This window comes from Streptomyces flaveus (assembly GCF_014647675.1).
Classification (GTDB): domain Bacteria; phylum Actinomycetota; class Actinomycetes; order Streptomycetales; family Streptomycetaceae; genus Streptomyces; species Streptomyces flaveus.
In genome coordinates this window covers 12,613-25,897 of sequence record NZ_BMPQ01000030.1, presented here as the reverse complement: position 1 = coordinate 25,897, position 13,285 = coordinate 12,613, and the positions used below count along the sequence as shown (strand labels likewise).

The 13,285-nt window shown below is 69.2% G+C and carries 11 protein-coding genes; 4 read left to right on the top strand and 7 right to left on the bottom strand.

What is annotated here, in order from left to right:
• Nucleotides 1-13: 13 nt before the first annotated feature.
• The 3 genes from dgoD to IEZ21_RS37515 form a co-directional block, all read right to left on the bottom strand.
• Entirely contained in the window at nucleotides 14-1,159 is a 1,146-nt protein-coding gene (dgoD, locus tag IEZ21_RS37525; RefSeq protein ID WP_189326303.1) for a galactonate dehydratase, read from the bottom strand.
• Nucleotides 1,156-1,911 (bottom strand): FadR/GntR family transcriptional regulator, encoded by a 756-nt coding sequence (locus tag IEZ21_RS37520; RefSeq protein WP_189326302.1) that lies wholly within the window; start codon nucleotides 1,909-1,911, stop codon nucleotides 1,156-1,158. The genes dgoD and IEZ21_RS37520 overlap by 4 nt, the downstream gene beginning before the upstream one ends.
• A 67-nt stretch (nucleotides 1,912-1,978) precedes the next feature.
• A complete protein-coding gene (locus IEZ21_RS37515; protein WP_246568537.1) occupies nucleotides 1,979-2,740 on the bottom strand; it encodes an SDR family NAD(P)-dependent oxidoreductase in 762 nt (253 codons plus the stop codon).
• Nucleotides 2,741-3,039: 299 nt separating this feature from the next.
• On the opposite strand from IEZ21_RS37515, the gene IEZ21_RS37510 reads away from it, so the two are divergent.
• From IEZ21_RS37510 to IEZ21_RS37500, 3 genes are read left to right on the top strand one after another with little or no spacing between them, the layout of a single operon-like run.
• Nucleotides 3,040-4,389: an ABC transporter substrate-binding protein gene (locus tag IEZ21_RS37510; RefSeq protein WP_189326301.1), complete on the top strand. Its 1,350-nt coding sequence runs from the start codon at nucleotides 3,040-3,042 to the stop codon at nucleotides 4,387-4,389.
• Nucleotides 4,389-5,345, top strand: a complete 957-nt coding sequence (locus IEZ21_RS37505; RefSeq protein WP_189326300.1) for a carbohydrate ABC transporter permease — start codon at nucleotides 4,389-4,391, stop codon at nucleotides 5,343-5,345. The genes IEZ21_RS37510 and IEZ21_RS37505 overlap by 1 nt, the downstream gene beginning before the upstream one ends.
• A 2-nt stretch (nucleotides 5,346-5,347) precedes the next feature.
• The gene (locus IEZ21_RS37500; RefSeq protein ID WP_189326299.1) at nucleotides 5,348-6,274 is read left to right on the top strand and encodes a carbohydrate ABC transporter permease; all 927 of its coding nucleotides are present in this window, start codon (nucleotides 5,348-5,350) and stop codon (nucleotides 6,272-6,274) included.
• Nucleotides 6,275-6,319: 45 nt separating this feature from the next.
• Here IEZ21_RS37500 and IEZ21_RS37495 read toward each other — a convergent pair whose 3' ends face one another.
• Nucleotides 6,320-8,368 carry a glycoside hydrolase family 2 protein gene (locus IEZ21_RS37495; RefSeq protein ID WP_189326298.1) on the bottom strand — a complete coding sequence of 683 codons (2,049 nt, stop codon included), beginning with the start codon at nucleotides 8,366-8,368 and terminating at the stop codon, nucleotides 6,320-6,322.
• Between the two features lie 159 nt (nucleotides 8,369-8,527).
• On the opposite strand from IEZ21_RS37495, the gene IEZ21_RS37490 reads away from it, so the two are divergent.
• Nucleotides 8,528-9,817: a cellulase-like family protein gene (locus tag IEZ21_RS37490; protein ID WP_189326297.1), complete on the top strand. Its 1,290-nt coding sequence runs from the start codon at nucleotides 8,528-8,530 to the stop codon at nucleotides 9,815-9,817.
• 399 nt (nucleotides 9,818-10,216) lie between these two features.
• On the opposite strand, the gene IEZ21_RS37485 is transcribed toward IEZ21_RS37490, so the two are convergent.
• Genes IEZ21_RS37485 through IEZ21_RS37475 form a run of 3 tightly spaced genes read right to left on the bottom strand, consistent with a single transcriptional unit; the run spans nucleotide 10,217 to nucleotide 13,242 of the window.
• Complete coding sequence (locus IEZ21_RS37485; RefSeq protein WP_189326296.1) at nucleotides 10,217-11,407, bottom strand: ABC transporter ATP-binding protein; 1,191 nt, start codon at nucleotides 11,405-11,407, stop codon at nucleotides 10,217-10,219.
• A gap of 42 nt (nucleotides 11,408-11,449) precedes the next feature.
• Nucleotides 11,450-12,283, bottom strand: coding sequence for a carbohydrate ABC transporter permease (locus tag IEZ21_RS37480; protein WP_033328427.1), 834 nt, complete (start codon nucleotides 12,281-12,283; stop codon nucleotides 11,450-11,452).
• Nucleotides 12,283-13,242: a carbohydrate ABC transporter permease gene (locus IEZ21_RS37475; protein WP_189326295.1), complete on the bottom strand. Its 960-nt coding sequence runs from the start codon at nucleotides 13,240-13,242 to the stop codon at nucleotides 12,283-12,285. The genes IEZ21_RS37480 and IEZ21_RS37475 overlap by 1 nt, the downstream gene beginning before the upstream one ends.
• Nucleotides 13,243-13,285: the final 43 nt, after the last annotated feature.

Here is a 13,285-nt window from a genome sequence, read left to right as displayed (position 1 = left end):
GCCTGACGGTGACTCACCATTCGGTGAACGCCCCGTCGAAGCCGCGCCATACGGGGTTGCGCCAGCGGTGTCCGGTCTCGGCGGCGTGGCGTACGGCCTTCTCGTCGATCTCGACGCCGAGACCCGGTCGGGAGGAGGCGACGGCGTATCCGTCCTGGAATCGGAAGGGTTCGGGGTCCATCACGTACTCCAGCAGGTCGGCCTGCTGGTTGTAGTGGATGCCCATGCTCTGTTCCTGGATGAGGAAGTTCGGCACGGAGAAGGCGATCTGCAGGCTGGCGGCCAGGGCGATCGGGCCGAGCGGGCAGTGGGGGGCCATGGCGACGTCGTACGTCTCGGCCATGGCCGCGATGCGGCGGACCTCGGAGATGCCGCCTGCGTGCGACAGGTCGGGCTGGGCGACGGCGATGCCGCTGGCCAGTACCTCGCGGAAGTCCCAGCGGGAGTAGAGGCGTTCGCCGGTGGCGAGGGGAATGTTCGTGGACTCCACGAGGCTGCGCAGGTTGCCCGAGTGTTCCGGCGCGACGGGCTCCTCGACGAACAGCGGGTGCAGCGGTTCCAGCAGGGGCAGCAGACGGCGCGACATGGCGGTGGAGGCCCGGCCGTGGAAGTCGACGGCGATGTCCCGCTCGTCACCGAGCACTTCGCGGACGGCCGCGACGCGTGCGACGACCTCGGCGGTGCGTGCCGGGGTGTCGATCGGGGCGAGTTCGGCCGAGGCGTTCATCTTCACCGCGGTGAAGCCCGCCTTCATCTGTTCCTCGGCCAGCTCCGCCACGTCGCTCGGCCGGTCCCCGCCGATCCAGGCGTACATCCGCACGCGGTCGCGTACCGGGCCGCCGAGGAGGCGGTGCACCGGGACGCCGTAGGTCTTGCCTGCGATGTCCCACAGTGCCTGGTCGATGCCGGCGACGGCGCTGGAGAGGATGGGGCCGCCACGGTAGAAGCCGCCCTTGGTGAGTACCTGCCAGTGGTCCTCGATGCGCAGCGGGTCCCGGCCGACGAGGTAGTCGGCCAGCTCGTGGACCGCGGCGCGTACGGTCTCGGCGCGGCCCTCGACGACGGGCTCGCCCCAGCCGGTGACGCCCTCGTCGGTGGCGATGCGCAGGAACAGCCAGCGCGGGGCCACCAGGAATGTCTCAAGTCCGGTTATTTTCAAGGGGCTTCCTTCGGCAGCGTGTCGGTCGCGACTTCGTCCCCGTCTCCCTCGTCATCCCCCGCCCGTACGGCCGCCAGGTCCTCGGAGGCCTGCGCCAGGAGCGACTCGACAGCGGCCACGGCGGCGTCCGGATCACCCGCTTCGACCGCGTCCAGCAGTTCCTGGTGCACGGGTATGGAGTCGGAGAAGTGCCGGGCGCCGTGCACGATCCGGTCGCGAACGCGCAGACCGGCCTCGATGACGACCTCCATGCGGCTCAGCAGTTCGTTGTGGGCGGCGTCCAGCAGGGCGCGGTGGAAGGCCAGGTCCGCCTCGACCATCGCGTCGGCGTCCGTCCCCGCCGCCGCCATCGCCTCGAGCGCGTGGCGCATCGCGTCCAGGTCGGACGCGGTGCGGCGGGTCGCGGCCAGCCGGGCGCCGGCGGGCTCGACTATCGCGCGGACCTCGGCGAGATCTTCCAGGAAGGCGTCGGTGGGAGCGCTGCTGCCCTGCCAGCGCAGCAGATCGCTGTCGAGCAGGTTCCAGTCGGCGCGGGGCCGGATGGTCGTACCGCGCTTCTGCTTCGACTCGAGCAGGCCCTTGGACGCCAGCACCCGCATCGCCTCGCGCACCACGGTCTTGCTGACACCGAGCTCCGTCTCGAACTTGATCGGGTCCACCACGGAGCCCGGGGGGTAGTCGCCGCGGATGATGCGCCGGCCCAGCTCCTCCACCGCCTGGCCGTGCAGCCCCCTACCGGGATGGGTCACCACGTTCTCCGTTTCCGCTCTGGTCCTGTTCGCGGAGGCCGCGCACGGCCCACCGCACGATGAGCGCCGCTCACGAGGACTCCTTCATGACGCTCCATCCTCCATCGACCACCAGGCTGGCTCCGGTCACATAGGAGGCGTCCGCCGATGCGAGGAAGGCTACGGCGGCGGCCACCTCCTCCGGCTGCCCGAACCGCTTGGCCGCCGTGGCCGCCACGCTGCGCGCCCGGTCGGGCTCCGGGATCCCCTCCCACGCGGCGGTGAGGATGGGACCGGGCAGCACCGTGTTGACCCGGATGTCCGGCCCGTACTCGACGGCCAACTGCCGCCCCAGCGCGCACAGCGCACCCTTCGCCGCGGCGTAGGCGGCATGGCCCGGCAGGCCGATGACCGCGTGCACCGAGGAGGTGAGCACGACGGACCCCGAGGCCTCGCGCAGCATGGCCGCGAACGTCTTCATCGCCCGCCAGGCCGGCTTGAGCAGCACGGCCATCTGGCCGTCCCACTCGGCCTCGCTCAGCTCGTGGGCGGGCTTGTTCAGCTGAGCGAAGGCGTTGCTGTGCAGCACGTCCAGCCGCCCGTGACGCTCGTGGACGTGGTGGGCCAGGTTCTCCCAGTCGGCGGCCGAGGTCACGTCGCAACGTACGTACTCCGCGCGCCCTCCGCTGCCCTCGATGTCTGCGGCGAGCGCCTTGCCCGCGGTGTCGTCCACGTCCGTGACCACGACGGTCGCGCCCTCGGCCGCGAGTCTGCGAGCCGTGGCCGCGCCGATTCCGTGTGCGGCGCCGGTGATCACCGCCACCCGCTCCGCCATCCTGTGGCACTCCGTCATCGCGTGTGTCTCCCCTCTGCCGACTGCACCACCATAGCTGTTTCAATTAATTATGAATATATCTTGACGAGGTGGCGGCGACGCTCCGAGACTGACCGGCACACAACAGGCAGCTGCGGTAGCGGCCGACGCCCGGCGGCGCCTGCGCCCGGCCGACATCGCCTGCGACGTCGCACCCTCCGACCGCGACCTGTCCGGCCACCGCCGACCGCGTCACGCCACCGGCAGCCGGAGCAGCCGTACCGATCGAGCCGTGGACAACCGATCGAACCGCACGCAAAAGGACACAAGGGACGTACATGAATACCTCACCACCCTCGCGGAGGTCTGTGCTCCGGTGGGGCGCGGGGGCGGCAGCGGCGCTCACCGGCGCCCCCGCCCTGACCGCCTGCGGTCAGACCGTCGGAGCCGCCCGCACGACCCGGCAGGAACCCACCCGCCCTGGCCAGAAGGTACGACTCGTCTTCTGGACGTGGGTGCCGATGCAGAAGACGGTCGATCTGTGGAACCGGACGCATCCCGACATCCACGTCGAGTTGCAGAACATCCCCGCCAACGTCCAGGGCGGCTACCAGAAGATGCACGCCTCGCTGACGGCCGGGAACCCGCCGGACCTGGCGCAGGTCGAGTATCACGAGCTTCCCGGCTTCATGCTGGTCAACGGCCTGACGGACCTGAGCGCGTACGGTGCCGACGAGCTGCGTGACAGCTATGTGCCGTGGCAGTGGAATCAGGGCGTCTTCGGTGGGCGGGTCCGTACGATCCCGCAGGCGTCGGGCCCGATGGGGCTCTTCTACCGCAAGGACCTCTTCGAGAAGTGGGGCATCGAAACGCCCGCCACGTGGGCCGAGTTCGAGCAGGCCGCCCGCGTGGTCAAGGCCCGCGGCGGCGGCGCCCGGCTGTGCACGTTCGCGCCCAACCAGCCACCCTGGTTCGCCGCGATGTGCTGGCAGCGTGGCGCGCGGTGGATACGTACCCAGGGCGACACCTGGGTCGTCGCCATGGACGACGACTTCTCGCGTGAGGTGGCCGACTACTGGGCGAAGATGGTCCGCGACGACCTCGTGTTCATCGGGCCCGACATGTCCAGCGCCTGGTACCGGCAGGTCCAGACCGGACAGATCGCCGCCTGGGTCGGGCCGCAGTGGGGCGATGCCCTGCTGCGCGGCAACGCACCGGGCACCAAGGGGAAGTGGCGGGTCGCTCCCCTGCCGCAGTGGACTCGGGGAGAGAACGCCTCCGCCAACTGGGGCGGATCGTCCACCGCCGTCCTCCAGGGCAGTCGCCACCCGCGTGAGGCGCTGCAGTTCGCGCACTGGGTCAACACCGACCCCAAGGCCGTCGACCTCAACATCTCGGTCGGCTACGGCTGGCCCGCCGCCACCGGCATCTTCCGCGGCTCGGCACTCGACAAGCCCGACCCGTTCTTCGGCGGACAGCGGTACAACGACGTGTTCACCGCGTCCGACCGGGCCATCGACACCTCCTGGAAGTGGTCCCCCACCACGGACGCCGACTTCGCCCAGCTCGGGGACGCCTTCGGCGCCGCCATGGCCGGGGACGGCACGCTCGCCTCCTCGCTGGCCGACGCCCAGAAAAGCACCGTGGACAACCTGCTGGCCAAGGGCCTCAAGGCGAGGAGCGCGTGATGAGCACCGCGATCAGCCGGACGAAGAACCGGACGGAGAAGCCGACACCGGGCGGCCGGCGGTCCGCCCGCCCGGACCGGGCGGCCTGGGGATTCGTCCTCCCCTTCGTCGCCCTCTTCCTGTTCACCTTCGTCCTTCCGCTCGGCTACGCCGTCTACCAGAGCCTGCTCAAGCCGGTCCGCTCCGGTTCGCTGGGCCTGGGTCCGGCCACCGTCGGCTTCGCCGGTCTGGACAACTACTCCCTCGCCCTGCAGCAGTCGGCCTTCCTGGAGAGCTTCGCGCGGGTGCTGCTCTTCGGCATCGTGCAGATCCCGGTGATGCTGCTGCTGGCCACCGCGCTGGCACTGGCACTCGACACGCTCTCCCACCGCTGGGCGGGCGTCCTGCGCGCCGCCTACTTCCTGCCGTACGGCGTCCCCGGCGTCATCGCCTCGATCCTGTGGGGCTTCCTGTACGTGCCGGGCGTGAGCCCGATCGTCGACCTGCTCGGCAGGATCGGGCTCGCACCCGACTTCCTCGGCTACGACAGCGTGCTGTGGTCCATCGCCAACATCGTGATCTGGGAGTTCGCCGGCTACAACATGCTGGTGATCGTCGCCCAGCTCAAGGCGATCCCGCAGGAGCTCCACGAGGCCGCGCGCATCGACGGAGCCAGTGCCTGGCAGACGGCGCTCCGGATCAAGCTCCCGCTGGCCCGGCCCGCCCTCGTCCTCACCGGTGTCTTCTCCATCATCGGCACGCTGCAACTGTTCGCCGAGCCACTGGTCATCAAGCCGCTGACCTCGACGGTCACCAGTTCGTACACACCGAATCTGAGCGCCTACAACGAGGCGTTCGCCAACAACAACATCTACCTCGCCGCGGCCGAGTCGGTGATCCTCGCCCTCGTCGCGAGCGTGCTGTCCTTCGGCTTCCTCAGCCTGGTGAACCGCAGGAAAGGAAGGGATGCACGGTGAGCGTGTCCACACCCCCCGTCAAGAAGCCGACGGGCGCCTCCGCCCGGACTCCACGGGCCGCCGGAGAACGCCGTGACGGCAGGCCGCGCCGTGGCGTGGAGCCCTCGCGGATCCTGCTCGTCGCACTGCTGACCGTCGCGGCGCTCTACTTCCTGCTGCCCGTCTACTGGCTGCTGGTGGCCTCCACCAAGAGCAGCGCCGACCTCTTCGGCAGCTTCGGACTGTGGTTCTCCGACCCTCAGTGGCTGCACAACCTGTCGCAGGTCTTCTCCTACGACGACGGCGTGTTCTGGAACTGGACCTGGAACAGCCTCCTGTACGCGGGTATCGGCGGCGCGCTGGCGACCCTGCTCGCGTGCGCCGCCGGGTACGCCCTCGCCGTGTACCGCTTCCGCGGGCGCGAGACGGTCTTCAAGGCCGTGCTCGCCGGTGTGCTGCTGCCCAGCACCGCACTCGCGCTCCCCTTGTACCTGCTGTTCAGCGAGGTGGGCCTGGCCAACACCTATTGGGCCGTACTGATCCCCAGCATGGTCAGCCCGTTCGGGGTGTACCTGTGCCGCATCTACGCCGAGGCCGCGGTGCCCGTCGAGATGCTGGAGGCGGCCCGCGTCGACGGCGCCGGCGAGTGGCGGATCTTCGGCACCCTCGTGCTGCGCACGATGACGCCCGCGCTGGTGACCGTCTTCCTCTTCCAGTTCGTCGGCATCTGGAACAACTACTTCCTGCCGCTGGTCATGCTCTCCGACGACCGGAAGTACCCGATCACCCTGGGCCTGACGACCTGGCAGTCGGCGGCCGACCGCACTCCCGAGCTCTACCAGCTCACGATCGGCGGAGCGTTCCTCTCGATCCTCCCGCTGGCCGCGGCGATGCTCGTCCTGCAGCGCTTCTGGCGTTCCGGTCTGACGCAGGGCAGCGTCAAGGGCTGAGAGCTGAAAGAGGGGGAGGGGCAGACTGCCCCTCCCCCTTCGTCATCACCTGCCCCTGGGATTGACGGCCTTCCGGAACACGTCGTAGACGAGCTTGGGTCGCTCCTCCGCGAAGGTGAGCAGGCCCATGACGGAAATGCCGTTGTAGGCCTGGTTGTACCCGGCGCGCTGCTTGTAGTCCTTGAGGACCCAGTAGGTGAAACCGGCGACGAACTCGCTGCGCGCGGCCACCTGCGTCCAGTGGGCGGTGAAGCGGGCCGCCTGCCACTCCTCCGTACCCTCCGTGGTGTCGGGGCCGTGATCGCCCGCCAGGGACCAGGTGCCGTTCTCGGTGATCAGGATCGGCTTGTCGGGATACTTCTCGTGCACCGCGTCCAGCGTGGGGCCGAGGTCGGAGTCCTTGCCGTAGAAGTAGCCGAAGTACTCGTTGAACCCGATCACGTCGGCGAGGTCGAAGGCGGGGTCGTTGCTGGTGCTGGAGGCCCAGGTCACGGGGCGGGCGGTGAGGTCGACCGCCTTCACGGCCGCCTTGAGGTCGGCGAGCCAGGCCCGGTAGACCGGAGCGCCGTCGGCGTCGATCTCCGACTCGTTCTGCAGCCCCCAGAGGATCACCGAAGGGTGGTTGTGCTGGTTCCACGCCATCGTCAGGGCCTGTGCGCGGGCGAGGCCGTAGCGCTCGGTCTGCAGTTTTTCCTGGGCGGTGTTGAGCCACATGGTGTCGATGTCGTCCATCACCATGACGCCGTGCTCGTCCGCCCAGTCGTAGACGTACGGGTGGCGGTTGTAGACGCAGTTGCGGATGAGGTTGACGCCCAGTTCCGTGATGTGGCCCAGTTCCCGGTCGTACTCGGCCGGCGTCATCGCCCTGCCGTGCGCGGCCGTCTCCTCGTGCCAGTTGAGGCCCTTGAGGAACAGAGGCTTGTCGTTCAACCGCAACTGAGCGTCGCCGACGGTCAGTTCACGTACGCCGTACACGGTGGACAGGGTGTCCACCCGCGGGCTCGAGGGCCTCCCGGTGGTCAGGGTGGCGCGGGCGGTGAGCGTGTGCGGCGAGGCCGGGCTCCATCGGGGGGCGTGGGGTACGGGGACCGATACGCGTACGACGCCTGCCGATCGGGCCGCGATCCGGGCCGCGACCACGGTGGACCGACCGCCGCTCCCCCGGCCGGGATCCAGCGTGAGCCGGCCGTCGAAGTCGGAGGTCCCGTGGTTCTCGACGACCGCGCGTGCCTCAAGGCGCCCGTTCGCGCCGGACACGAGCAGTTTGGCGATGGTGACCTGCGGGACCGCCTCGATCCAGGCCGACCGGGTCAGGCCCGCGTAGGGCCAGTAGTCGACGGGCTTGTACGGGATCTCGTGGTCGTCGGTGACCGGCTGCGGAGTAGCGGCCGTGTAGTCGGTGTAGCTCGCCCGGCGGAAGACCCGCACGGCGAGCGTCTGGCGCGCGCCCGGCCGGAGAGCCCCCGCCAGCGGAAGCGCGAAGGGGGAGTTGGCGCCTTCGTGCTTACCGAGATGCACGCCGTCGAGCCAGACCTCGGCGCTGTAGCCGACGGCCAGGAATGCGATGCGTACGTGCCGGGCGCGCCAGGACGCGGGTACGTCGACGGTGGTGCGGTACCAGGCGTAGCCGTCGCTGAACGCGGTGCCCTTGCCGAAGGGAGTGGCCTCCGAGCCGAACCCGGGAGTGTTCAGCAGGTCCCAGGCCGCCGGGACGTCGATGAGGCCCCACGCCTTGTCGTCGAGGTCCGGGGACTGCCAGCCCTGACCTCGCCCCTGATCGGCGGGATCGAAGCGGAAGCGCCACTTCCTGTCCAGGGACAGGTACTCACGGGTGGGCTCATGGGTGCACCAGCCGTCGAAGGCGGGGAGCACCGCCCCGTACTGGAAGACGACGTTGGTGCCACCGACATCACGCACATGGGTGCCGGAGGGCTCGGTGGCCGGGTGGGTGTCGAGCACCGGGCCGTCCGCGGCGACCGCCGCCGTACCGTCCGCGGCTCGCGCCGTCTCCGGCCAGGCGGGCAGGGCGACGAGGCCGACGGCGCCGAGTGCCGTGACGACGGTGCGCCGGGACGGATGGATGGATTGGGTCATGGTGGGCGGCTCCTCGATGCACGTCCGTGTTCGTCCGCCCCACAGCCTGGACAACCCCGCCACCCTCGTCAAGGATTATTCATAAATAATGAATTGAGCTAGCGTGGTGCCGTCGAACCGCCGACGGCGTCCTACCGCACACGAACGACGGGTGACCTCATGACCGCACAGCCGCAAGCCACCACGCGCGAGACCATGGGCCGACTCGCCATCACCCTGTGGGACTTCAGCTGGTACACACAGGCAGGACCCGGCGAGCCGTTCGCCGACCTCGACCGCGCCTTCGCCGAGGCGGTGGAGCGGGGCTTCAACACCGTGCGTATCTGCGCCATGCCCTTCCTGCTGTTCTCCGGACGCGTCCACGCCCCGGAGTCCATCCAGGTCCGCGGCCTGGGCGAGCAGTTCGGACAACGCACCCGCTGGTACGACGTCCGCGGCGGCTACCCGCTGGACGGCCGCCGACGGCTCGTCGAGCCCTTCGAGGCCGCCGCCCGCCATGACTGCAAGGTGATCGTGTCCTCGTGGGAGTACCAGCAGTCCCCCAGCTTCGCCGACACCGACACCTGGCACCGCGCCCTGGCCGAAGTCCCGGGCCCGGACCGCGCCGAGGCGGTGGCCGAAGCGCTCGCCGAACTGCTGGACTTCCTCACCGAGCGCGGACTGGCCGACCGCGTCGCCTACGTCGAAGTGCACAACGAGGTCGACAACTGCTCCCTGGTACCGGGCGACGGCGCCGGCACCCACTACGCCCGGCTGCGCGGCCCCCTCGAACGCGCCGTGAAGCTGCTGCGGGCACGCCACCCCGGCATCCCCGTCACCTACTCGCTCGGTGAGCCCTGGCCGAACGAGCTCGACGACCTGCCGGACCAGGCGCAGGTCGCACACTTCCACTTCTACGTCTACGGCGTGCTCGGCGCGCTGTACGAGGCGGTCGGGCTCGGGCACGGCACCGAAGCGGCGCCCGCGACGGCCACCTGGCCCACCCCCGAACTGGCCGCCATGCTGCGCCCCGACGCGCCCGCCTTCGCCGACTACCAGCCGGACGAACCCTGGCGGCTGGCCGCCACCGGGATACCGCGCGAACTGTTCTACGCGCACGACTGGGTGGACCCCGACCGCTGGGACCTGTGGCTCTACGAGAACTATCCGGCGCACCGGCAGGCCATGCGGGAGACGCTGGCCGAGTGGGTCGACTCCGTCGCCGACTTCGCCCGTCGCCGCGGCATCCCCGCCGTCCTCGGTGAAGGCGTGGTGGGCTACACCCCTCTCCTGACGCGCTTCGAGGAGGACGCCGTCGGCAAGGACATCGCGGAGTTCGTCGTCGACCGCTGCCTCGCCGCGGGTTTCCAAGGCGTCGTCCTGACGTCCAACGCGGCCCCGCACCACCCCATGTGGCACACCGACCGGGACTGGATGCGGCGGGTCAACTCCCGTATCACCGCGGCCTGAACCCTCGAAGATCGGAAACGCCCCACACGAAAAGGGCCCTCACAGGCTCTCGCCTGCGAAGACCCTTCACGCCGTCGAGACGACAGGATTTGAACCTGCGACCCCTTGACCCCCAGAAATGCGGGTCACCTACATCATCGGCACATAACAGACGCCATCCGGGCGTGTGTTGTGCGTCGACAGCCCTCCCCGTGCACCATCGCGCACACCGTGTGGTCCCCGACCGGTCCCCGAGCCGCTTCAGAAGCGCGCCTTACACCGGCCGCCGGTGGCGCCCGACACCACGCGCCACCTCCACAGAGAACACCCCTTTCCGGAACGCCTGCGCAGTCGACAAAGACCAGCCGCCTCCTGAGTCGCCGGGTACATGGATGCGGATCGCCCCTGTGCGGTGCGTCGTCAGTCCGCCCTCACTGGATGCGTAAGGTTCGCTCCGGTCGCCGGGTCGAACACGTGGGCCTTGGCCATGTCGACCTGCAGCTCCACGGGTTCGCCCTCGCGGGCACGCGTGGCGGCGTCCAGGCGGGCCACGATTTGCTGCGCGGCCTGGGCGCCGGTGTCACGCAGTCCCGAGTCCGTGGCAAGCTCCTCCAGTTCAGTTGTCGTCGCGGGCCCGCCCTCCGCGGTGAAGTAGACGTACACATCGGAGCCCAGCGACTCCAGTACCTCCACGGTGGCGGCGAAGGCCGGGCCCGTCCGGTCCCGGTCGTGCGCCAGGGCCACGTCCTCGAATGCCTCCGGCCGCAGCCCGATGATGACCTCGCGGGGCGCCTTCTGCCGTTCCAGTGCCTGCCTCATACGGTCGTCGAGGGGCAGATCGCCGACGGGAGAGCGCAGGACGCCGGCCTCCAGGGCGGCGTTCAGGAAGTTCATCGCCGGGGAGCCGATGAAGCCCGCGACGAAGATGTTGCGCGGGGAGTCGTACAGCTCGGCGGGTGCGCCGATCTGCTGGACCAGGCCCTGCCGCATGACCACGACCCGGTCGCCGAGCGTCATCGCCTCGGTCTGGTCGTGGGTGACGTACACGGTGGTCGTGCCGAGACTCCGCTGCAGCCGGGAGATCTGGGTGCGCATCTGTACCCGGAGTTTGGCGTCCAGGTTGGACAGCGGCTCGTCCATCAGGAACGCCTTGGGGTCACGGACGATCGCCCGCCCCATGGCCACCCGCTGGCGCTGGCCGCCCGAGAGGTTGGCGGGCTTGCGGTCCAGGTGCCCGGTCAGATCAAGGATCTGGGCGGCTTCCTCCACCTTGGCGTTGATGGTGGCCTTGTCCACCTTGGCCAGGCGCAGCGGGAAGCCCATGTTCTCCCGGACGTTCATGTGCGGGTACAGGGCGTAGCTCTGGAACACCATGGCGACGTCGCGTTCCTTGGGAGCGAGGTCGTTGACGACTCGGTCTCCGATGCGCAGGGTGCCCTCTGTGATGTCCTCAAGTCCGGCGATCATGTTCAGGGTGGTGGACTTGCCGCATCCGGACGGACCGACCAGGATCACGAACTCGCCGTCGGCGATGTCGAGGTCCACGTCCTTCACGGCGAGGGCCCCGTCGGGAAAACGCTTGGTGACTCCCTCAAGGATGATCTCGGCCATGGGTGGTGCCTCCTTGCCTTCATGCCTTCCGGGTCGGCCCGTTCACCCCTTGACTGCCCCGGAGGTCAGTCCGGCGACGATCCGCCGCTGGAAGAACAGGACGAAAACGATGATCGGGATGGTGATGACCACAGCGGCGGCGGCGATCGACCCGGTGGGCTGCTGGAACTGCGAGCTCCCGGTGAAGAACGCGATCGCGGCGGGCACGGTGCGCGCGGACTCGGTGGACGTCAGCGAGATCGCGAACAGGAAGTCGTTCCAGCAGAAGATGAACACGAGAATGGCGGTGGTGAACACGCCCGGCGCGGCCAGCGGCACGATGACCATCCGGAAGGCCTGTGCGGGCGTCGCCCCGTCGACCTTGGCGGCCTTCTCCAGATCCCAGGGGATCTCCCGGAAGAACGCCGACAGGGTGTAGATCGCCAGCGGCAGGGAGAAGGTCATGTACGGGATGATCAGCCCGACCCAGGTGTCGAAGATCCCCACGATCCGCTCGATGTTGAACAGCGGTGACACCAGGGAGATCGGGGGGAACATGGCGATCAGCAGTGACATGCCGATGAGCACCCGCTTGCCGGGGAAGCGCAGCCTGGCCACCGCGTAGGCGGCCATGGTGCCCAGCGCGACCGCGATCACCGTGGCGATCAGGGCGATACCGATCGAGTTGATCAGTGCGCGGGTGAACTCGGAGGTGTCGAAGATGCCCCGGTAGTTCTCCAGGGTCCAGTCCCTGGGGATGTAGTTGCCGTCCGTGAGGGTGCTGGGATCCTTGAACGACAGCGCGGCGATCCACCACACCGGGAACAGGGCGTACAGCACCACCACCACGTTCATGACGCCCCATCGGGCGGCATGTGTCTTTCCTACCGCGGCCATCAGCGCTTCACCTCCGCGCCCGGTGCAGCGGCGCCGAACAGTTTGACGAAGGTGAAGGCGATGATCGCGACGCAGATGAAGATCAGCACCGAGATCGCCGACCCGATGCCCAGGTTCAGCGCGGTGAACAGGTTGTCGTAGCCGAGGATCGACAAGGAGCCCGTGTCCTGGGCGCCGGCGGTCAGGATGTAGATGTTGTCAAAGATCCGGAACGCGTCCAGGGTGCGGAAGAGCAGTGCCACCAGGATGGCCGGTTTCATCAGCGGCAGCATGATCTTGGTGAAGCGCTGCCAGGCGGTGGCACCGTCCACCATGGCCGCCTTCAGGGTCTCCTCGGGGACCAGCGCGAGGCCCGCGAGCAGCAGCAGGGCCATGAACGGCGTCGTCTTCCACACCTCGGCGAGGATGATCAGCCACAGGGCGGGCCACTGCTCGGTCAGGGGGGCCTCTCCGCTGGGCAACAGCTCGGCGAGGTAGCCGAGCTCCGGGGTCCAGGCGTACTGCCAGGAGAAGGCGGCGACGACGGTGACGATCCCGTACGGAACGAGGACTGAGGTGCGTACGGTGCCGCGCCAGAAGATCGTGCGGTGCATCACCAGGGCGAGCCCCATGCCGAGGACCAGTTCGATCGCCACGGACACGGCGGTGACGAAAAGCGTGACCCAGAAGGCGTCCCACCAGAACGGGGATGACAGCACCGCTCCGTAGTTGCTCAGGCCCACGAACTCCGCCTGTCCGGGGAAGCGCAGGTCGTACCGCTGGAGGGACAGATAGACGGCGTACCCGATGGGGTAGGCGGTCACGGCGATCATGACGACGACGGCGGGCGCGCAGAGCAGCCAGCCGAGCCGCCGCTCCTGCCTGGCGCCCGCCGAGAGTGCCGCCCGGTCCGGATCTGCCTGCTGCGTCTCCGCCTCGGGGGGCGGCGGAGCTCCGGCCGGTTGCGCCCGCGTGCTCATCTCGGGCCGTCCGAGGACGAGGCCCGCGCACCTCGGCGCCGGC